The sequence below is a fragment of the Caulobacter sp. S45 genome (genome assembly GCF_009765965.1).
Lineage (GTDB): Bacteria > Pseudomonadota > Alphaproteobacteria > Caulobacterales > Caulobacteraceae > CAHJWH01.
The window spans coordinates 18,143-37,563 of record NZ_LMUL01000013.1; the positions used below are offsets into that span (position 1 = coordinate 18,143).

Sequence of the window (19,421 nt, forward strand, 5' to 3'; positions counted from 1 at the left end):
TGTGTCGGGTAGAAGGCTCATGTCTGGATAGGTCGCTAGGTCGCCTCAAATAGTCCGCTGCGCCCTGGGAATTGATGTCACCGGTTGCCCAGGACGCTAATTAAGTGATCGCGTGTGCCATCAATCATGACGCAATGCCTTGGCGGGTTCAGCGCGAGCGACAGTGGCCGCGTGGCCGGTCACGGTTCCCGCTGCAACCAACATGGTGATGCCTGTGGCGGCGAGGAAGTACAGCGGACTGAGCGCCACCCGTTGGTCAAATCCCGCAAGCCAAGCGCGCATCGTCAGCCAAGCCAGCGGCCACGCTATGAGATTGGCGAGAAATACTGGCCGGAGCAGTTGGATAAGCAGCAATCTAAGTACGTCGCCGGTCGATGCGCCTAAGGTCTTACGGATCCCAATCTCTCGTACACGCTGCGCGGTATTGAAGGATGCCAAGCCGTACAGGCCGACACACCCGATGCCCACGGCGAGTGCTGCACCAATGATGAACAAACGGCCGCGCTGATCATCTGGCCGATAATAGGGCTCCAGGTTTGCGGCGCCGGTTTGAGCTCTGAACGGGATCCCGGGGACGATTTGCCCCCATGTCCGACGCAGCCGCTCGATTATCGTGGCCGGGGCGGCCTCGCTGAAACGCACCGCCGCGACCTCGGTGTTGAAAGCCGTGGTGTCGAAGTAATAGACGGTTGGTGGCACAGGATCGTGGGGTGATCGAAACCGAATATCGTGGATCACCCCTGCGATTGTCAGGCGCTGGAAGCCGCGGGTCCCTATTTGCTCCAGTAAGCTCGCGCCGACCGCCTGGTGGGCGGTATGAAAGCCCAAGATCGCGACCGCCGCCTCGTTCACGATGACGTTTCGGATCGGGCGCTCCTCTGGCCGTAGAGGGTTCCTGAGCGGCGGGGGCATCCCAGGCGCCTGCAGAGGGGGCCCTGTGGGCGGACCGCGGTCTGCACCGTGCTCAAGGCTTAAGGCGCGGCCAGCGAGCAGCCGCGCGCCATAGACCTCAAAGAAGCCGGGCGTGATCTGCACGTAGTCCAGGTCGGGCCCTACGCCCGCCGCGCCCAGGCGCTTGATGTGCGTGTCGTCGGTGCTGTCCTTGTTCCCTGGCGCAATGTCCGCCACCGTATCGGCGACCACGCCGGGCAGCCTCTTCCAAGCTTCCAAAAGGTTGGCCTGCTGGGCGGGAGTTATCGCATCGTCGTCGAAGGAGGACACGACGATCAGACCATCGCGCCTGAAGCCAAGGTCCGCGTTCCGTAGGTAATGCATCTGCGCCACGATCACGAAGGTGGCGATGGTGAAGGCGACTGCGACGGCGAACTGGAACAGGACCAGGGCCTCGCGGATGCGCAAGCCCGAGCGACCGCCGCCAGGCGCGCGCGTCGAAGCCAGGACCTGAGCGGGCTGGAACGCGGCTAAGATCGATGCGGGATAAAAGCCGCAGCCCAAGCCCAGGGCTAACACGGCGATCAGCACCATGGGCAATGGACCGTCCAGGCTGAAATAGTCGAACGTTAGGGCCAGCCCGCCCGCCGCATTAACGAGGGGAAGGGCAAGTTCGCACAGGGCCAAGCCGATCAGGGCTGACACAGCCGCATTCAACAACGCTTCCGTCATGAACTGGCTAAACAGAGCCTGTGGCGTTGCGCCCATGATCTTGCGTAGCGCGACCTCCCGAGCCCTTAGGCCCGCCTGCGCAGTGGCCAGGTTCACGTAGTTCACAGCCCCAAGGATCAGGGTCAGCAAGCCCACTAGGCCGAGCGTGGCCACGGCGGCCTTATCCACTGGCGACAGGAGGTGCAGGCTCAGGAGGGGGCGAAGGGTGAGGGCGAGGTGAGTGTGGGCCGGACCCGGGCCGAGGCCGACAGCGTGCCGGTCTACGAAACTATCCAAATTTGAGGCGAACCCAGCCGCTTCAGGGCCGGACGAGAAACGCAGGTAGGTCGAAAGCTGTTGTGCACCCCAGTCTCGCCAGCGCTGCTCTGGCGCAATCATCCGGGGTGTAATGGGCACGAGAAAATCAAACTTTAGATCGGTCGACCTCGGTGGGTCACGTAGCACCCCAACAATTCGATATGTCTGCGTGATATTTGCCAGCGTGAGTGTGAGGCGTTGTCCGATCGGATTTCGATTGCCGAAATAGCGCTTAGCCTTGGATTGCGTCAGGATCAGTCCGTCTGGAACCGTTAGCGCTGTTGCGCGGTCGCCCTTCAGGAGAGGCAGATCGAAGACTCGGAAAAAGGTGGAGTCCACCACTTGGACCCTTTCCGAGGTCACCTCGGCTCCGTAACGAACAATGGCGCCGGGATCCCACACACGCGTGCCTACGATCTGTGGGTAGTCGCCGCGCAGCTCTTCAAGCGCCGCACCCATCGTGATGCCATCTTCTTGGTTCGGCTGTCCGGGATCGCGCTGTAGCGAGCGGACCTGGTAGATTTGCTGCGCCCGCGGAATCCACCGCTCGAAGCTGGTCTCGAAGCGCACGTCTAGCCACAGCACCAGGAAGACCGCCACGCCGACCGCCAAGCCGAACACGTTCAACGCGGCGTAGAGGCGGTGCCGCATGACGGAGCGGTAAAGGGTCAGCAGGTGGTGGCTGATCATGTCCGCGGCCTATTCGTAACGGAGCGAGCGCGCCGGCTCGGTGCGGGCAACCCGCAACGCTTGTCCAACCACGGTGGCCAGCGCGATAAGCAAGGTCAGGGCGGTGGCGGCCAGAAAGTATTGCGGCCCGAGCGCGATCCTCTGGTCGAACCCCGATAGCCAGCTGCGCATGGCCAGCCACGCCAGCGGCCACGCGATCAGGTTGGCCAGCAGCACCGGCTTGAGGAACTGGCCGATCAGCAGCTTCAGCACGTCCGCCGTCGACGCTCCCAGCGTCTTGCGGATGCCGATCTCCTTGGTTCGTCGCGCCGTATTGAACGAGGCCAGCCCATAGAGCCCAAGGCAGCCGATGGCCAAGGCGACTGCCGCGCCTATGGTGAAGAAGCGGCCGTGCTGATCATCAGCCTTATAGTAGAATTGAAGATTGTCCTCTGCAGTCCTGGCGCGAAAGGGTGCGTCCGGTACGATCTGACGCCAGACAGACCGCACTTGTTCCATCACCGCTCGAGGGGTGCCCGAGCTGAAACGAATGCTCGCGATTTCACCGCGGAAGTCCTGAGTTCGCATGAAGTAGATCGTGGGCGGGAGAGATTCACGGGGCGAGCCGAAGCGAACATTATCCACGATCCCCACGATCGTGAGGGGATCGGAGGCGCCGTCGTCCCGCCATTCTGAAATCGATTTGCCGATCGCGTCGGAGGGATTGCGAAAGCCCAGGGGCCCCAAGGCGTTCAGGTTCATGACAACGTTGTGCGCCGCGGAGAACTTGGGCCCATTTCCCCCGCCCGGCGGCGGCGGAGGCGTGTCGTCAGGCCCATGGGCGAGGTCCAGAAGCCGACCGGCGACCAGACGTACACCATACGCCTGGAAAAAGCCCGGACGGGTCGACACCTTGTGGAGGCCGGGTCCCTGGCCGGACATTGTCGGCCGTTTGAAGCTTTCTACATCGCCTACGTCGGCGGCTCCTGGAGCGATGTCACCCGCCGCAATGCTGCCGACACCAGGGAGCGCGCGCCAAGCGTCCAACAGCGTTTCGCGTTGCGATGCCGTGACATCCGAACTGTCGAAGGAGTTGACGACGATCAACCCAGTGCGCGGAAAGCCGAGTTTCGCAGTCCGCAGATAATGGGTCTGGCTGACGATCACCCCAGCCGCCACGCAAAAAGCGATCGCAATGGTAAACTGCACGACCACGAGAACCTCGCGCACAAGGGCGCCTGTGCGTCCCCCGCCAGGCGCGCGGGCCGAGGCCAAAACTCCCGCCGGCCGAAAGCGCGACAATACTAAGGCTGGATATATCCCGGCGCCGATCCCGATAACCGCTGCAGCGCACAGGGCAAGTAGCAGGACGCTGTCGCCGCCCAAATAGTCGATCTTCAACGCAGAACCGCCAGCCGCGTTGATCAGCGGTAGGGTCAACTCGCACAGGACAAGTCCAAGCCCGGCGGCCAACAAGGCCGTGAAGACCGCTTCGGCCATAAATTGGCCGATGAGCGCTAGCTTGGTTGCGCCCATGACTTTGCGCAGCGCCACTTCACGGGCACGAAGGCCCGCGCGCGCCGTGGCCAAGTTGACATAGTTCACCGCCGCCAGCAGCAGAGTAAGTAGCCCTACGAAGCCAAGCCCGGCGACCACCGTGCCCGCGTCCTTCGGTTCCAGCAGGTGCAGGTTTACCAGCGGTTGGGTGCGTAACGTGAGTTGGCTGTGGGCGGGTCCGGGCGGGGGAATATCATGACCAGAGTGCCGATCGACGAAGGCATCGAGATCGCTATCTAGAGCCTTGGCCTCTTCTGGACGGGCGAACCGTACGAAGGTGCCAAGCTGCTCGGAGCCCCAGTGGCTCCATGAAGCGGTTTTTGTCATCTGGGGCGTCAGTAGGATCAGAAAGTCGAAGGATTGGTCGGTATTCCTAGGAATGTCCTTCAACACGCCGGCAATATGATAAACATGGCGTTCGCCGGAAAGCATTATACTAATATGTTGGCCGATAGGCTCGGATGAACCAAAATAGCGCTTGGCTTTCGCTTGAGTGAGCAGGATCTGGTCGGGTGACTTCAGCAGGGTGGATTTATCACCGACAGCTAAAGGTAAGTCGAACACATCGAAGAAGCTTGAATCGACGGCCTCGACAGCTTCGGGCGTGACGTCCGCTCCACGCCGCATCGTTGCGCGCTGCTCCCAGACCCGGGTTCCCGACAGCTGAGGATAATCGCTACGCAGCTCGTCGAGTGTAGCACCCATGGTGGCGGAATTGGCGCCGAGGGCAGGCTGCTTCCAAACGGTTTGAATGGCGTAGATCTGCTCTGCGTGCGGGATCCACCGCTCGAAACTGGTTTCGAAGCGCACGTCGAGCGACAGCACTAAGAAGACCGTGATTCCCACTGCTAGGCCAAAGACGTTTAGAGCAGCGTACAGCCGGTGGCGACTGAGCGAGCGGTAGAGCGTCTGCAGATAGTGGCTCCACATCACTTGCTCTCAGATCGCGCGGCGAGCGGGTAGGCGTATGCCGTCATTCCGAAGATCGACCGATCTCAGCAAAGGACCTTCGGCGGCCCTGGGGTGCTCCGGTTGGTTCGCGCTGGCGACGGTAGTCATGGGCTCTCCTCGGGACATAACGAGTGTGCTCTCCCTGATTGTAATGCTCGCGACGCCGGTCTGCGAAGCAGTTGAGAACGCTCGTTTTTTTCGCTTCGATTTCCAGATGTGTCCGCCTATTTCGCCCAGTGTGCGATTCCGAACATGCGGTAGGTCCTGTCAAGCTCGTCGAGATGACTGGAAGCCGGCGGATTTCGTTCGGGGACTATGGGTCCGCCCAACATCTTCAGCCTAAGGGCGGAAATCGCAGTCGTTAACGTCTGCAGTTGGGAAGGGTAATCTCGTCCGCATTACGCCTGACAGCAGTCATTGAGGCTACCCCGAGCGACGGCTTTGTGCCGACCCTAGCGTCTGTAATCCGGCAGAGAGTCTGCGGCGGCATTGGGCGCGAGTTCGCCGCAGGGCACCGGCGAGCCAAGCGGCCGAATCGATCGGCGGGGGAGGGTGGAAGTCAGCCGTTGCTCCTGACCCGGCGGCGCAGGTAGGCTCAAAGCATGCTCGTCCGCCCGTTTCAGCCGCGTGACGCAGCCGATCTCGGGCGAGTGGAATACAGGTCCGTGCAAGAGGTCGGGTCTGGGTCAGAAGACGGCCGGTTGAGCTGGGAAGGCCATTCCGCCCGAGGGTCGAGTGGACATGCCACGATGGTCACTGCGGTTCTGCAATCTCATCCACGCTCAACCCGACCCTTTACGAGCTTGGAGCCTGCTCATGAAGGCGTCGATGGGATTGGCGACTTTGAAAAGGCGCATGTTCACGTACTGTTGCGTGATCGTCAGCAGATTGCTCCAGACGTAATAGATCACCAACCCCGCCGCGAGCTGGGCGAAGGTGAAGGTGATAATCAGAGGTATGAAGCCAAGGATGCGCTGCTGGGCCGGATCGATACCCGTCGGCGGATTCATGGCCTGGGTCAGCCAGGCCGTCGCGCCATAGATCAGCGGCCAGACGCCGACATGCCCGGCGCTATCCAGCAGGGCCCCGATGAGGGGCGCATGCGCCGGGTTCCAGGGCATGAGCCCGAACAGATTCCACAGCGTCGACGGATCGCGCGCCGACAGGTCCGCGATCCAGCCAAAGAAGGGCGCGTGGCGCAGCTCGATGGTCACGGACAGGACCTTGTAGAGGGCCAAGAAGATCGGCAGCGGAAGAAGCATGGGGATCCAGCTGGCCAGCGGATTGACCTTCTCCCGCGCATAGAGAGCCGCGATCTCCTGATGCAGTCTGGCCGGGTCCTTGCCGAGTTTGCCGCGGACGTCGTCCACGAGAGGCTGGATCTTCTTCAACTTGGTGGCGGAGGCGAAGGCTCGGTTCGCCAGCGGAAACAGGGGCAGGCGAATGCACAGCGTGAGCAGTAGGATGGCCACGCCGACGTTGCCGACCAGGCCTCGCAGGCCTTCTAGGACGAAGAAGATCGGCTTGGTGAAAAACCAGAGCCAGCCCCAGTCCACCGCGTCCTCGAACCGGGGAATGGCCAACATCTCCTGGTAGAACCGCAGCAGGGCCACGGATTTGGCGCCGGCGAAGATGTGGGTCGATGTGGAGATGCTTTGCCCCGGCACGAGGCGGCGCACGGGTCCGGTGAAACCGGCCTGATAGGCGTCTGTGCCGCCGATCGCCTGCGCCCGGAACATGCCGCTTATCGGTGTGGTCTGGTCGGGGACGAGGGCTGTCAGCCAGTATTTTTCGGTGATCCCCACCCATCCGCCGGTCGAGGTCCGGACGAGTGGGGGGCTCTTCTTCCAGGCCTTGTAGGCGGACATCACCAGCCGCCGATCCAAGACCCCGATGGCGCCTTCGTGACTTGTGGCGTGGCCGATGTCGGAGGGCGGCCCCCCTTGTTCGACGAAGGCGTAAGGCTGTAGGTCGACCGGCGCGCCGGAGCCGTTGCTGACCCGGTCGGTGACCGTGAACATGTAGTCGCCGTCGACGGATATCATCCGGTTGAACAGCAGGCCGTGGCCGTTGGCGTAGCTTAGCTCGATGGGCGTGCTCGGCGTCAGGACGGCGCCGGCGGGAGCGGTCCACAGCGGGCCCGAGTCCGGCAGACCCGACCCCCCGGCGTCGGCCCAGCCGACGTCAGCGAACCAGGCGTTCGCGCTGCCTTCAGGGCGCAGCAGTTCGACATTCGGCGAGCGGGGATCGGTCGTAGCGCGATAGCGCTTTAGTATCAGATGATCCAGCCGCGCGCCCCTGAGCGAGATCGAGCCCGCGAGGCTTGGAGTGTTGATCGTCACGCGAGGACTGGCGGTCAGGACCCTGGCCAGGGGAACAGGCGTCGCCGCCGCCGGAGCAATGGCCGAAAGGGGATGCTGCGCCTGGACCTGACGTCGCTGGATGGGCGCCAGAACGAAGGCCTGATAAACGAGAATAAAGGTGAGGGCGCACGCGAACAACAGCAGCGTGTTGCGCAGGTTCTCGTTATCCATGGGATGTTCTCGTCTTCCGACTCTCGAGCGGCTTCTGGCGCGCCCCAGGTCGATGATTTCAACTCTGCCGTCCGGGGACGAACGGCGGTCGGCTAGGCGAAGGCGAACCCGCAGATGGGGGCTGCTTCGACGTCGAGACCATGAGAGTTGCGCGATTGACCGACGAAAGGCCTCGCGGGAAACGAGCGCCGCAGATAGGGCGCAGCTCGGGAGACATGCCGGAAGAGTTCCGGCGGCTTTTGGCGCGCCAGATCGAGCGCCGATCGCCTGGCAGCTCGAAACAGGAGGCTTGCGCGCTTATCCGTCGTGGCCAGGCGGAGGGCGAAAACGACTTCGAAATAACAGAGGGCGGAGGCGCCGGCCAATATCGCCAGCTCGGTGGGGTCGGCGTGGGCAAACAGGAAAATCAGAACGACCGACGTGAGCGCCGACGCGAACCACGCAGCTAGCCGCGTGTCCCCTCGATTAGCTGATCTAGCCGACGACCGACGCGTCATGAAAGCCTTGAGTCATTCATCCGCGACAGCGCGACGAGGCGCTGTACGCCTCCGCTGAATGTTGGGGGAACCATGGGATCTGTCAACTGTGTTGCCGTGCAAAGCCCGCGTCACAGTTCGGACTGGCCATCGATGGCGCGTTCGCGATGTCAGAGCAGGTGGATTTCTGACGCTTTCGCCCGCCCTCGAGGGTTGCGGACACTCGCCTTCCACATGCGGACTCCACGAGCCGCGGTTGTGGGGGAACTCGGACCTTAGCGGTGCTGTGCGAGCCAAACCGTTCGACCGCCGCACGTCGCATCCTGGCTCACCTGAGCTACCACATCGAATCCGTTGTCATTGAGCAGCATGCGATACTCGGCGCTGTCCAAACTTGCGTGGTAGAGCGGCTCGCCTTCCAACGTCCCGATGGCCTCTCCGAAGGTGGGGCCGCTCGTGAACATCAGCGCAGCGTGAGGTAAGGCATGCTCTCGGAAGGCGGAGAACATGGCGCGCTGATAATCGTGGGCGAGATGGAAGAAACTGTCCCAGGCGAGCAAGCCGTTAAAGCGCCGATCCAGGTTCAGAGCTCGCATATCACCGACGGCAGCCACTTGGTCAGGCAGGTTGCTCTTAAATAGATTTATCATCTCCGGCGCGCTGTCCAAGCCTGTGACCGAGAACCCAAGGTCTACGAAATAGCGTCCAATCGGGACACCTGATCCGCAACCCAGGTCGAGCACTGCCGCTGCTGCGGGCAGCAGTTGGCTGAAACGCTCAAGCCACGGCCGCTCGATGAGGCGCGTACCGCGTGCATCGGTCCATGCGCCGGCATGACGCTGATAGAGGCCGACAATGTCGTCTGCTGCGCTGCCCATGAACCACATCTCGGTCCAGACCGAAGAGTCTGCAATGGGGTCGTCCACTGCCGCACGCCCTTTCCAGGAACTTGCCGTCGGGCGTGTCGGCTTTGCGGCTAGGCCGCGGGGTCCGCTACGCCTCCAGCTCCGGACATCTGGGCTTGGAGGAAATCGAGCCTAGCCGGCGGTCGGCATGTCGTGTTTCCGGAGGAAGGCAATAGTCCGTAACGGGCGCGGAGTGGGGGAGGGGCTCGACCCGGGCCCCGACAGGTATTCTGCCCAGCTGCGGACGCCCCTACCGACCGCAGGGGGGGAAAGCGACATTGGCGGCTCGGCTTGGCAAGCCTATTTTGAGGGCATGAGCCAAACTCCGCCATCACCCGAAACGCTCACATTCTACATTCCTGCGAAGGGCTTTCTTCAAGCAGCGCAGATGGTCGTGGCCAGTCCGCTGCAAAATGAGAGCAGGCGCGCGATGACGTTCCTCCCCATCAACACACTTTTGGGTTTTTCGGTTGAGCTCTATTGCAAGGCATGGCTCGCCGCTAATGGCCGAGCACCAGATGAGTTGCGGAAGCAATTTGGGCACAAGTTGCGCAACCTTTATGTGGCTTGCGTCAACAGCGGGTTGGAGCTCGGCTCGCTAGAAACGCTTGCCTCACAGCTTGAAGCTGGCCATGGAGACTTCTCCTACCGCTATTTCGAACCGTCGAGGGTCGAATACGAAGGGGCGAACACCGCGTTCGCGTTTCATGTCCTGAATGAACTTGACGCGTTGGTAGATGCTCGTGTTGGCGCGAGCGCAAGCATGGGCCTCGTCCCAGGGCATTGAGTCTGCATCGGGTCGCCAGCGCGGGTTGGCTTACGCCGACAGGGCGGGCCGGCTCCCGTCCAGGAACTCGCCCATTTCTCCATGTCCGCTATGTGGCCTTAAGGCGATGTCCGCTTTACCTCAGACTCGCGACACCTCTGGCATCAACGAGGCGGCTGGTCTGGCCCGCTGAATGTCGTATTGCTGGCGGAAGCCGTATGTCGCCTTTGGGCGCATCTCGCCGGAAGGCAGGTTCGGGCAATCATCCTGAGGATGGCTTCAAAGTGTGGCGGTCGGATTATCGCCTAGCCCGTCTCCAGGCGAGTAATGCCTGATCTTAAACTCTGGCCCCTCGCAGCAATCTCATGCCGGCCATAAATGCGATGGCGCCAGCTACAATCCCAGCCATCCCTATGATCAATAGAGTGGCAATTGATGTAACAAGTGGGTAGTTGTGTATCGAATTATTTAGGCGCGATATTCTTTCGCCTTGTGAAATTGACTTAAATAGAACGAAGGCGATCCACGCGGTTGCGAGTGAGCACATCCCGGAGCCGACGACAAAAGTGGCGGTTGATCCTCCTGGTCGCTCAGAACCGTCTTCCGGTGGAAGATGGAGGGGGTTCTTTTGCCCGATCGGAATCGGACCGATCTGGCGAAGCCCCGTCCGCACGAGAAGGAGTCCGACGATGATGGGGATGGAGCTAAAGATCAGGCCGGTGAGAATCTGGTTGCCCATGCTGAGCGTGCACAAGCCGCAGAGTCCCACGATTAGGATGCCAGCGCTGAGCAGCAAACCCCCGACCATCCGGCGCATCGCGCCTGGTACCGTGTCTGGATTGTCGCTCACCGCGCTTGCCCCTCAGCCAACGCTCCTGCACCTGGGGCTCCTGGCCGATAAAAGGTGTTGTAGGTGTCGAACGGGATGATGCGCCCGTCCTGTTGGACGAAGTGGACGCAGGATCGCTTCACCGTGCCGAGGTCGAAGTTGAAGCGGTCCAGAAACTGGCTGATCACTACGCGGAAGGTGTGCTCGTAACCCAGGCCCTGCGGCACGGCCGCCTCGGGCAGACAGCATAGCAAGGACGACAACTTGTCGGCCGTGTTGTCCTGGACCGTCGACAGGGACAGCAGGTCGAACACCCGCGCCTGGAGGTCAGGGAAGGCCTCGAACGCCACCGTGTTGGGAGCGGCCTGCACCAGCATCTCCCTGTGCAGGAGCGATGTGATCGGCGTCACATGTCGGCCGTGGCGAAGGCCATAGCCGATGCAGATCTGGTCGGGATTGCAGGGCAGGGGGATCAGGTCGTCCAGAGCGAAGATCCCCGCCTCGGCGATCCGGCGGCGCACCTCCGACAGGACGATCCGGTGACGGGCGGGGTCGAAGCCCTCGTTGCGTCCGGCGTCCTGGATCGGCTGGAAGGTCACCCCACGTACGCAGCGCCACTGCAGGGCGAAGTGGACGATGTCGGCGATCTCGTTGTCGTTGATGCCCTTCTTCAGAGTGACCACCAGCGTGGTGGAGACGCCGGCGCGCTCCAACGCCTCTAGCGCCTCGATCCGCACGCGGGTCAGGTCGGCGCCGCGCAAATCCATCAGGGCTTCGCGCTTGAGCGAGTCGAACTGGAGATAGACCTCGAAGCCCGGCATGTAGTCGGCCAGCCGGTCGGCGAAGCCGGGCTCGCGCGCGATGCGCAAGCCGTTGGTATTGATCATCAGGTGGCGGATCGGCCGGCGCTTCGCGGCGTCCAGGATGGCGAACAGGTCCGGGTGCAGGGTCGGCTCGCCGCCGGAGAACTGAACTAGGTCCGGCAGGCCTTCCGAGGCGACCAGGGCGTCGAGCATATGCTCGACCTCCGCTAGCGTTCGCTCGGTCTCGACGCGGGGGGAGCTGTCGGCGAAGCAGACCGGGCAGGCGAGGTTGCAGGCTTCGTTGATCTCGATGATCGCCAGGCAGGAGTGCTGCTCATGGTCGGCGCACAGGCCGCAGTCCCACGGGCAGCCGTGCTCGGTTCGAGTCTGCACCTGCAGCGGCCGATCGCCGGGCTTCACCCAGTCCCGCTGGGACTTCCAGTAAGCGACATCGTCAGAGATCAGCGTCTTCTGCACGCCGTGCTCGCGGCAGCGCTTCAGATAGAAGACACAGCCGTCCTCACCAATGATCTTGGCCGGCACGGTGCGGTAGCAGGTCTCACACAGGCTCGTGGTCTGGCCCAGGAAAAGATAGGGCGCGGCCTTGCGTGGCTCGGTCTCCCCGGCGCTCGCCGGCGAGATCGCGAAGGTAGAAGACAAGGCCATAGGCGACGAGCCCCGCGCACAAGAGGTGGAAGACGTTGAAGGGCCCGACCACGTGCGCGTACGGCTTGAGGAATTCCCAGACGAAGCGCTGGGCACCGTACCACACGCAAAGCGCGTAGAAACCCCGGCGCAGCGCCCAAGACGCTCGCACGCCTAGGCCCCAGAGCCAGACGGCGAGGAAGACGATCATCGAGACGCTTTCATAAATTTGGACGGGATGGCGGCCGACACCGTCCCCAAGGTCCACCGCCCATGGCAGGTGGGTTGGCGTCCCATAGGTAAAATCGGGAAGCCCGGCGAACAGGCACCCCCAGCGTCCCACCGCCACGCCCAGGGCGAAGGCCCCGACGAACGCCGCGCCTGTGGACTCCTTGATCCCCCGTGCCGCTTTGTAAATCTCCACCGCCACGATCGCGCCCGCCAGCGCACCGAGAACGCTGTGGGAGAGAGTCGGGCGCATACCGTTCAACGTATTGAGCGAACCGGCCAGCCACGCCCCCGCCGCCGCCCCAAGCGCGAGGGAAATGAAATATCCGGGACCCGTGATCGTCGCGAGATGCGCCGTGGCGGCGCGCAACCGCCAGCGGCTGACGAACCAGCCCAATGCCGCCCCCGAGCCCCACCCTAAGGCCTCGAACGGACCGTGCGCCCACGACGCGGTTGGAACATGAAACATGCCCGACAAGAGCACGCTTGCGCAGGCATATGAAGCTGGGAGCGACGGTCCGTTCAAAGCGTCGACCTCGTGAGTGGCACGCCGAGAACTCGCCATCCGGAATCAGGAGGTGTAATTCCGTCTGAAATAGTCCGATATCTGCCATTCGGATTGCCGATCGTGGGCTTTCCGCCGCGATCTGAGTGTCTGGAATCTGACGGAAAGCTCGGGGCCGCTATGGGCGCAGGCAGGACTCCTCCAGTCCTTTTGCCGGAGAGCGGACATCGACATGGGCCGGGTAGGGCGCAGGACCTCATGAAGTGATTTGCTTATTTGATAGCGGCTAAGGGGCCGACTGAAGTCCGAGCAATATCTTGACCGGTCGAACTCGAACCGACGGCATGAAAAAAGGTAATCACGGGATGCGAATTTATCTATCCTCCCAGGGATCAGCCAAGAGTTAATTAGGGTGCCGGGATGACTGCAATTCGCGATCTAGCGCCCGAATAAGCGCCAGCATTCGAGAACTTGTACTCGCCGACTGGAGGATGCGTTGGTGGCCTGGATCGAACTGGAAGCGGCTGACGGCCATAAGCTCGCGGCTTGGCGTGACGGCCCCGAAAATGCCGAGCTCTGCCTTGTGCTCGGCATGGAGATCTTTGGGGTCAACAGCCACATCCGCTATGTCTGCGCTCAGTTCGCCGACCAGGGGATCGCGGTAATTGCGCCGGCTCTGCTGGACCGAGCCGAGCGCGGGGTGGAAATGGGCTACAGCGCTGAGGAGCTGCAGCGCGGCTTCGAGCTGCGGGCGCGCGCACCCGCGGCCGGGTCGTTGATGGATATCCAGGCCGCCCGCGCCGCCTTCGCCCAGCCCAAGGTCGGGATCATTGGCTACTGCTGGGGCGGCCGCGTCGCCTGGTGGGGCGCCACACGCAGTGACAGCTTCGCCGCCTGCGCGGCCTGGTACGCCGGCGGCTTGGCGGCGGACCGCGAGGAGCAGCCGCGCTGTCCTGTCCAGCTGCATTTCGGCGAGCATGACCACTCTATCCCGCTGGCGGACGTGGAGGCCATCCGCGAAGCTCGCTCCGAAGTCGAGGTTTTCGTCTATCCTGGCGCCCAACATGGTTTCGGTTGCGAGGAGCGACCGACCTTCGACCCGCCGTCCTACGAGCTCGCTCAGGCCCGTACGCTGGCGTTCTTCCGAAACCATCTCGTCTGAGGGATTGGGAGGCACGCGTGGCCGGCGGCTATTTCGAGGATTTCGTAGTCGGTCAGCAGCTCACCCATCCCATCCGGCGCACGGTGACCGAAACCGACAACCTGCTATTCTCCACCCTGACCCACAATCCCCAGCCGCTGCATCTGGACGCCGAATACGCGCGCGCCAGCGAGTTCGGCCAGATCGTGGTCAACAGCACCTTCAGCTTCAGCCTGCTGATCGGGCTTACGGTCGGCGAGACGACGCTGGGGACGCTCGTGGCCAACCTCGGCTACGATCAGGTCAAGACGCCCCATCCCGTCTTCCTGGGCGACACCGTCCATGCCGAGACCGAGATCATGGAGTTGCGCGAAAGCCGATCGCGGCCCAACGCGGGACTGGTGGTGTTCGCCCATCGGCTGCTGAACCAGCGCGACGAATCCGTCTGCACCTGCACCCGCACCGCATTGATGCACAAGCGACCCGCCTGAACCTGCTCGCCCGTTGGCTGGGGGTCATGCGCCGGTTTCGGCCCGCGGAGCGCACAGCCAGTCGCAGAACTCGCGCACCTTGGCCACCTTCGCGCTGCGGGTCGGGTATATCAGGTGATATCCGATTTCGCGGCGCAGGACCGGCCCGCAGGGGATCACCAGGCGCCCCTCGCGCAGGTCGTCCTCCACATAGGCCTCCTGCAGGATCGCGATCCCGCTACCCTCGATGGCGAAGCGCAGGACCAGTCCAAGGTCCTCGAACGAGCGCAGGTGCTCGAGCGCCGCCGGGTCGTCGACGCCGGCCAGCTCGAACCAGTCGGGCCAGTCGCGCGCCCGGGCGTGGGTCTGGAGCAGCATCTTGCCGGCGAGATCGCCCGGGGTTTGCAGGGATAGGCGTTCGGCCAGCTCCCGGGTGCAGACCGGAACGAGCGCGTCGGCGAACAGTAGGTGGCTGCTCAGGCCCCGCCAGCGTCCGCGGCCGTAGCGCACGCCGATGTCGATGTCGCGTTCGCCGAAGTCGACCAGGCTCGCCCCCGAGATCGAGACCAGCCGCACGTCGATGCTGGGGCAGCGGCGGCTGAAGTCGGGCAGGCGCGGGGTCAGCCAGCGACTGAGCAGCAGCGGATAGCCCATGATGGTCAGGGTCATCCGCGACGACGCCGTGGCGTAGTCGGTCGTCGCGCGGCGCATGTCCTCGAAGGCCGCGTGCAGGGCGTCCGCATAGATCGCAGCGCTCGGCGTCAGGTCTATGCCGCCGCTGCGCCGCTCGAACAGCCGGGTCCCGAAGTAGTCCTCCAGCGCCGCGATCTGATGGCTGACGGCGCCCTGGGTGACGTTCAGCTCGCGCGCGGCCTTGGTGAAATTGCGGTGCCGCGCGGCGACCTCGAAGGCCAGCAGGGGATTGAGCGGAGGTAGTGAGCGCACGCGAGCGGCTCCCGATCGGCATTAACTTTGCTCATGCCCTAATGCTAAATTATCCAATGTGCAACGGGGCGGTTTCTCATTAGCTTCAAAACCAACAAAGCGAGATCGCCCAGGCATCTCGTAGATAAAAACAAGGGTAGGATAGGCGTGGCACGTGCTTTTGCTTGAGCATGACGCTAAAGAGATCGCTCGCGATAAGGGAGTTCGAATTCCCCAGGGGGTCTTTGTAGCGAGAGATACTGTCGGCGATCTTGATCTCCTCGGCCGCGGCCCATGGGTGGTGAAGGCCCAGGTCGGCGTCGGCGGTCGGGGCAAGGCCGGCGGCGTGGGCTTCGCCGATACGCCGGACGCGGTCGCCGCCTTTATCCGCGCCAATGCGGACGCGACGATCAAGGGCCACCGCATCGCCGGTTTCCGCGTGGAGGAGAAGGTTTCCTTCCGCCACGAGGTCTATCTCAGCTTCATGGTCGATGCGGCCAGCCGCGGCATACGCCTGCTGCTGTCCGCCCAGGGCGGGGTGGACGTGGAGGCGAACGCCCACCAGGCGGACGCCATGTTGACCGCTGTCGCGCCGCCCGGGCTGGGCGCCCTTGTCGCGGCCGGAGAAAATCTCATACCCGCATTGCCGGAGGCCCTGCGCGCGCCGGTGCGTTCCGCCGTGGCGGCCCTGGCGCAGATGTTCCTGGCCCTGGACGCCACCCTGCTGGAGGTGAACCCGCTGTTCGTCCTGGCCGACGGATCGTGGGTGGCCGGCGACATGAAGCTCGGCGTCGACGAGAGCGCCTTCGCCCGCCAGCCGGCGCTGGAGGCCGCCGTCCGGGCGCGCCCGGACGCCTATCCCGAGGCCAATTTCAAGCTCGACCACGACTTCGACTATGTGCGCATCAATCCACACGGCCAGATCGGCCTGCTGACCACCGGCGCCGGCCTCAGCATGATGCTGATCGACGAGATGCTGCAGGCGGGACGGCAGCCGTTCAACTTCTGCGACGTGCGCACCGGGCTGCTGCGCGGTAGTCCTCAGCGGCTGATCGACGTCCTGCGCCAGTTCACCCAGGGCGACGAGATCTCGGTCGTGTTCGTCAACATCTTCGCGGGCATCACCGACCTGGGCGAGTTCGCCGACCTGCTGCTGCAGGCGCTGGACGCCGTGCCGGAGCTCGAGGTTCCTGTCGTCGCCCGCCTGATCGGCAACAACTTCGAGGGGGCCAAGGCCCGGCTCGCCCGGTCGGGGCGGCCCATCACCCTGGAGATGGAGCTGGACAAGGCGCTGAGGCTGGCGGTCGCGCAGGTGGGGGCGGCGGCATGACCACCTTCACGCTCGATCCGGCCACCAAGGTCATCGTCCAGGGGGCGACCGGGCGCATGGGCCGGCGGCACACCGAGCTGATGCTGGGCTACGGCACGCGCATCGTCGGCGGGATCGCCGGCTCGGGCAGGCGGGAGGGTTCGCCCACGCCGCTGTTCGACTCCTGCGCCGAGGCGGTCGCGGCCACCGGCGCGGAGACCAGCATCACCCTGGTCCCGCCGATGGACGTGCTCGCCGCCGTGACCGAGGCGCTGGAGGGCGGGATCAGGCTGATCGTCTCGCCGTCGGAGGGCATGCCCGTCCACGACGCGGTGGTCGCCTACGGCCGGGTGCAGGCGTACGGCGCGACCTGGGTGGGTCCATCCACCCCTGGGCTGGCCATCCCCGGCAAGATGAAGCTGGGCTTCATCCCCGACATCTCGCTCGCCCCCGGCCCGCTGGGGATCATGTCCAAGAGCGGCACCCTGTCCTACGAGGCCTGTTTCCGGCTCGCCAGCGCGGGCATGGGCCAGTCCACCTGGGTCGGGGTGGGCGGGGACCCGGTCAAGGGCGTGCGCTTCGCCGAACTGCTCCCCTACTTCCAGGCGGATCCAGCCACCCGCGCGGTGGTGGTGCTGGGCGAGATCGGGGGAGGCGAAGAGGAGGAGCTTGCCGAGGAGATGGCGCGCCTGTCCTTCGGCAAGCCGGTCTTCGTGCTGCTGGCCGGCTCCTCGGCGCCGGAGGGCGTGACCATGGGGCATGCCGGCGCGCTGATCCAAGGCGGTCGCGGCACGATCCAGTCCAAGACGACGGCGCTGCGAGACGTAGGTGCGCAGGTCTTCACCAGTATCGAAGGTCTTGTCAGGGGGGTGATGGAAGGCGATGTCCGCAGTTAAGCTTGATCGTGAGCTGACGTCGACCGGCGTCACCCTCAGCAAGGCGCAGCGCGACCGCATCGGCGCGGTGCGCGAACTGGTGCAGGGAGAGTTCAAGGGGCGCGGGCAGCAGTTGCTCGACGGCTCCTTCCCCTGGGAGAACATGCGCAAGCTGGCGGCCATCGGGGTGCTGGGCATGGCCGTGGGCAAGGCCTATGGCGGCTCGGAGCTCGGGGTGTTCGACACCGCCCTGGTGCTCGAGGAGATCGCCAAGGGCTGCTACATCACCGCCATGGCCGTGCTTGGCGAGGTGGGCACGCAGACGCGGGTGATCTCCACCTTCGCGCCGGAGCGCATCAAGGACAAATACCTGCCGCAGGTGGTCACCTGCGACTGTGTCCTCTCCATCTGCCTAACCGAGCCGCACGCCGGCACCGACGTGGCCGGCTACACCACCAACGCGGAGATCCGCGGCGACAAGGTGGTGCTGAACGGGGTCAAGTCGCTGATCAGCCGGGCGGAGGAGGCCTCGCTGTTCGTGGTCTTCACCCGCGTCGACGGCAAGCCGGGAACCGAGGGCATAGGCTGCGCCATCGTCGAGAAGGGCACGCCGGGGCTGGCCCTGACCGCCAAGGTCCACACCCTTGGCGGCGAGAACCTGCACGAGGTCACCTTCACCGACTGCGAGATCCCGCTGGACCAGCTGGTGGTGCGCGACCAGGGGCTGAAGCCGCTGATCTCGGCCTTCAACACCCAGCGCTGCCTGAACCCCAGCATCTCGCTCGGGCTGGCGGAAGGCGCCTTCGACGAGGCGATCACCTACGCCCGCGAGCGCAAGGCGTTCGGTCGCGCCATCGGCGATTTCCAGGGCATGCGCTGGAAGCTGGCCGACATGTTCATCGCCATCGAGGCGGCGCGGGGCCTGCTGTATCGCGCCTGCCTTTCGGCCAACCCGTTTCCCGACCCGTTCCTGGCCGCGACCGCCAAGATCCGCTGCAACGAGATGTCGCTCGACGTCACCAGCGAGGCGCTCCAGGTGCATGGCGGCTTCGGCTTCACCGATGAGAGTGTGGTCTCGCGCCTATACCGCGGCGCTCGCTACGGCACCCTTGGCGGAGGCACGTCGGAGACGCTGCGCGACCTGATCGGCAAGCGGGTCATGAACAATTTCAACGAGAAGGAGGGCATTTCCGGCCTGGCCGTCTGACGACGCCGGCGGAGTGCGCGAGACATCGGATGAGCAAGACCATCGAGATCACCGCCAGCGACGGCCACCGGCTGGACGCCTACGTTGCGGAGCCGAAGGGCGAGCCCGTGGGCGCCCTGGTCATGCTGCAGGAGTTCTACGGCGTGAACGGCCATATCCGCGACATGGCCGACCAGTATGCGGCCGACGGCTACCACACCATCGCGCCCGCCATCTTCGATCGGGTTGAGCGCGGGGTGGAGCTGGGCTACGACCCAGCCGGGATCGAGCGGGGCAGAGCGTTGCGCGCCAAGCTCGACCTCGACCAGACCATGCTGGACGTGCAGGCCGCCATCGACGCTGCCGCCCCGTTCGGACAGGTAGCCGCGCTAGGCTACTGCTGGGGCGGCTCGTTGGCCTTCCTCGCCGGCGCCAGGCTGAACGGGCTGGTGTGCGCGGTGGCCTATTACGGCGCCCAGATCGCCGGCTGGTCGGCCGAGAAGCCCAAGGTCCCAGTGCTGATGCACTTCGCCGACAACGACGAATACATCCCGATGAAGGACGTCGATGTCATCCGCGCCGCCCGGCCGGAGGTGGAAATGTTCATCTACCCCGGCACCGAGCACGGCTTCAGCTGCAACGACCGCCAGTACTACGAGCCGAAGTCCGCCGCTCTGGCGCGCGAGCGGACGCTGAAGTTCCTGCAGGCGCAAGTGAGGACCTGAGCC

Annotated in this window: 16 protein-coding genes; 7 read left to right on the plus strand and 9 right to left on the minus strand. The window is 64.1% G+C overall.

All coding sequences use genetic code 11. The features are described from left to right. Nucleotides 1-120: 120 nt before the first annotated feature. From GSQ87_RS07030 to GSQ87_RS07050, 5 genes are all read right to left on the minus strand, one after another. Nucleotides 121-2,610: an ABC transporter permease gene (locus tag GSQ87_RS07030; protein WP_158914706.1), complete on the minus strand. Its 2,490-nt coding sequence runs from the start codon at nucleotides 2,608-2,610 to the stop codon at nucleotides 121-123. Between the two features lie 9 nt (nucleotides 2,611-2,619). Continuing rightward, nucleotides 2,620-5,076, minus strand: a complete 2,457-nt coding sequence (locus tag GSQ87_RS07035; RefSeq protein WP_158914708.1) for an FtsX-like permease family protein — start codon at nucleotides 5,074-5,076, stop codon at nucleotides 2,620-2,622. Between the two features lie 803 nt (nucleotides 5,077-5,879). After that, complete coding sequence (gene yidC, locus GSQ87_RS07040; RefSeq protein ID WP_158914710.1) at nucleotides 5,880-7,631, minus strand: membrane protein insertase YidC; 1,752 nt, start codon at nucleotides 7,629-7,631, stop codon at nucleotides 5,880-5,882. Between the two features lie 92 nt (nucleotides 7,632-7,723). Further along, nucleotides 7,724-8,128 (minus strand): hypothetical protein, encoded by a 405-nt coding sequence (locus GSQ87_RS07045; protein ID WP_158914712.1) that lies wholly within the window; start codon nucleotides 8,126-8,128, stop codon nucleotides 7,724-7,726. A gap of 254 nt (nucleotides 8,129-8,382) precedes the next feature. Next, nucleotides 8,383-9,033, minus strand: coding sequence for a class I SAM-dependent methyltransferase (locus GSQ87_RS07050; RefSeq protein ID WP_254062803.1), 651 nt, complete (start codon nucleotides 9,031-9,033; stop codon nucleotides 8,383-8,385). A gap of 292 nt (nucleotides 9,034-9,325) precedes the next feature. Here GSQ87_RS07050 and GSQ87_RS07055 point away from each other — a divergent pair, with 292 nt between their 5' ends. Then, a complete protein-coding gene (locus GSQ87_RS07055) occupies nucleotides 9,326-9,799 on the plus strand; it encodes a hypothetical protein (RefSeq protein ID WP_158914714.1) in 474 nt (157 codons plus the stop codon). Between the two features lie 316 nt (nucleotides 9,800-10,115). Here the strand turns inward: GSQ87_RS07055 and GSQ87_RS07060 are convergent, their stop codons facing one another. Genes GSQ87_RS07060 through GSQ87_RS07070 form a run of 3 tightly spaced genes read right to left on the minus strand, consistent with a single transcriptional unit; the run spans nucleotide 10,116 to nucleotide 12,653 of the window. Then, nucleotides 10,116-10,628 (minus strand): hypothetical protein, encoded by a 513-nt coding sequence (locus GSQ87_RS07060; protein WP_158914716.1) that lies wholly within the window; start codon nucleotides 10,626-10,628, stop codon nucleotides 10,116-10,118. Further along, entirely contained in the window at nucleotides 10,625-12,076 is a 1,452-nt protein-coding gene (locus tag GSQ87_RS07065; protein WP_158914718.1) for a radical SAM protein, read from the minus strand. Before GSQ87_RS07065 ends, GSQ87_RS07060 begins: the two co-directional genes overlap by 4 nt. Beyond that, complete coding sequence (locus tag GSQ87_RS07070) at nucleotides 11,970-12,653, minus strand: prolipoprotein diacylglyceryl transferase (RefSeq protein WP_254062805.1); 684 nt, start codon at nucleotides 12,651-12,653, stop codon at nucleotides 11,970-11,972. Before GSQ87_RS07070 ends, GSQ87_RS07065 begins: the two co-directional genes overlap by 107 nt. Nucleotides 12,654-13,287: 634 nt before the next feature. On the opposite strand from GSQ87_RS07070, the gene GSQ87_RS07075 reads away from it, so the two are divergent. Both GSQ87_RS07075 and GSQ87_RS07080 read left to right on the plus strand, forming a co-directional pair. Then, nucleotides 13,288-13,950, plus strand: coding sequence for a dienelactone hydrolase family protein (locus GSQ87_RS07075; protein WP_216839106.1), 663 nt, complete (start codon nucleotides 13,288-13,290; stop codon nucleotides 13,948-13,950). Nucleotides 13,951-13,967: 17 nt separating this feature from the next. Beyond that, complete coding sequence (locus tag GSQ87_RS07080) at nucleotides 13,968-14,420, plus strand: MaoC family dehydratase (protein ID WP_158914722.1); 453 nt, start codon at nucleotides 13,968-13,970, stop codon at nucleotides 14,418-14,420. A gap of 24 nt (nucleotides 14,421-14,444) precedes the next feature. Here GSQ87_RS07080 and GSQ87_RS07085 read toward each other — a convergent pair whose 3' ends face one another. Beyond that, a complete protein-coding gene (locus tag GSQ87_RS07085; protein ID WP_158914724.1) occupies nucleotides 14,445-15,344 on the minus strand; it encodes a LysR substrate-binding domain-containing protein in 900 nt (299 codons plus the stop codon). Nucleotides 15,345-15,498: 154 nt separating this feature from the next. On the opposite strand from GSQ87_RS07085, the gene GSQ87_RS07090 reads away from it, so the two are divergent. Genes GSQ87_RS07090 through GSQ87_RS07105 form a run of 4 tightly spaced genes read left to right on the plus strand, consistent with a single transcriptional unit; the run spans nucleotide 15,499 to nucleotide 19,418 of the window. After that, nucleotides 15,499-16,653, plus strand: coding sequence for an ATP-grasp domain-containing protein (locus GSQ87_RS07090; RefSeq protein ID WP_158914726.1), 1,155 nt, complete (start codon nucleotides 15,499-15,501; stop codon nucleotides 16,651-16,653). Further along, nucleotides 16,650-17,528, plus strand: a complete 879-nt coding sequence (locus GSQ87_RS07095) for a succinate--CoA ligase subunit alpha (protein WP_158914728.1) — start codon at nucleotides 16,650-16,652, stop codon at nucleotides 17,526-17,528. Before GSQ87_RS07090 ends, GSQ87_RS07095 begins: the two co-directional genes overlap by 4 nt. Further along, entirely contained in the window at nucleotides 17,515-18,714 is a 1,200-nt protein-coding gene (locus tag GSQ87_RS07100; RefSeq protein WP_158914730.1) for an acyl-CoA dehydrogenase family protein, read from the plus strand. Before GSQ87_RS07095 ends, GSQ87_RS07100 begins: the two co-directional genes overlap by 14 nt. 29 nt (nucleotides 18,715-18,743) lie before the next feature. Then, nucleotides 18,744-19,418: a dienelactone hydrolase family protein gene (locus tag GSQ87_RS07105; RefSeq protein WP_158914732.1), complete on the plus strand. Its 675-nt coding sequence runs from the start codon at nucleotides 18,744-18,746 to the stop codon at nucleotides 19,416-19,418. The last annotated feature ends 3 nt before the right edge of the window (nucleotides 19,419-19,421 follow it).

Bases quoted from the DNA above. Each gene is read 5' to 3' on its own strand.
- GSQ87_RS07100 (WP_158914730.1), top strand. From the start codon at position 17,515: ATGTCCGCAGTTAAGCTTGATCGTGAGCTGACGTCGACCGGCGTCACC.
- GSQ87_RS07095 (WP_158914728.1), top strand. From the start codon at position 16,650: ATGACCACCTTCACGCTCGATCCGGCCACCAAGGTCATCGTCCAGGGG.
- GSQ87_RS07045 (WP_158914712.1), bottom strand. From the start codon at position 8,128: ATGACGCGTCGGTCGTCGGCTAGATCAGCTAATCGAGGGGACACGCGG.
- GSQ87_RS07055 (WP_158914714.1), top strand. From the start codon at position 9,326: ATGAGCCAAACTCCGCCATCACCCGAAACGCTCACATTCTACATTCCT.
- GSQ87_RS07105 (WP_158914732.1), top strand. From the start codon at position 18,744: ATGAGCAAGACCATCGAGATCACCGCCAGCGACGGCCACCGGCTGGAC.
- GSQ87_RS07030 (WP_158914706.1), bottom strand. From the start codon at position 2,610: ATGATCAGCCACCACCTGCTGACCCTTTACCGCTCCGTCATGCGGCAC.
- GSQ87_RS07065 (WP_158914718.1), bottom strand. From the start codon at position 12,076: ATGGCCTTGTCTTCTACCTTCGCGATCTCGCCGGCGAGCGCCGGGGAG.
- yidC (WP_158914710.1), bottom strand. From the start codon at position 7,631: ATGGATAACGAGAACCTGCGCAACACGCTGCTGTTGTTCGCGTGCGCC.
- GSQ87_RS07035 (WP_158914708.1), bottom strand. From the start codon at position 5,076: ATGTGGAGCCACTATCTGCAGACGCTCTACCGCTCGCTCAGTCGCCAC.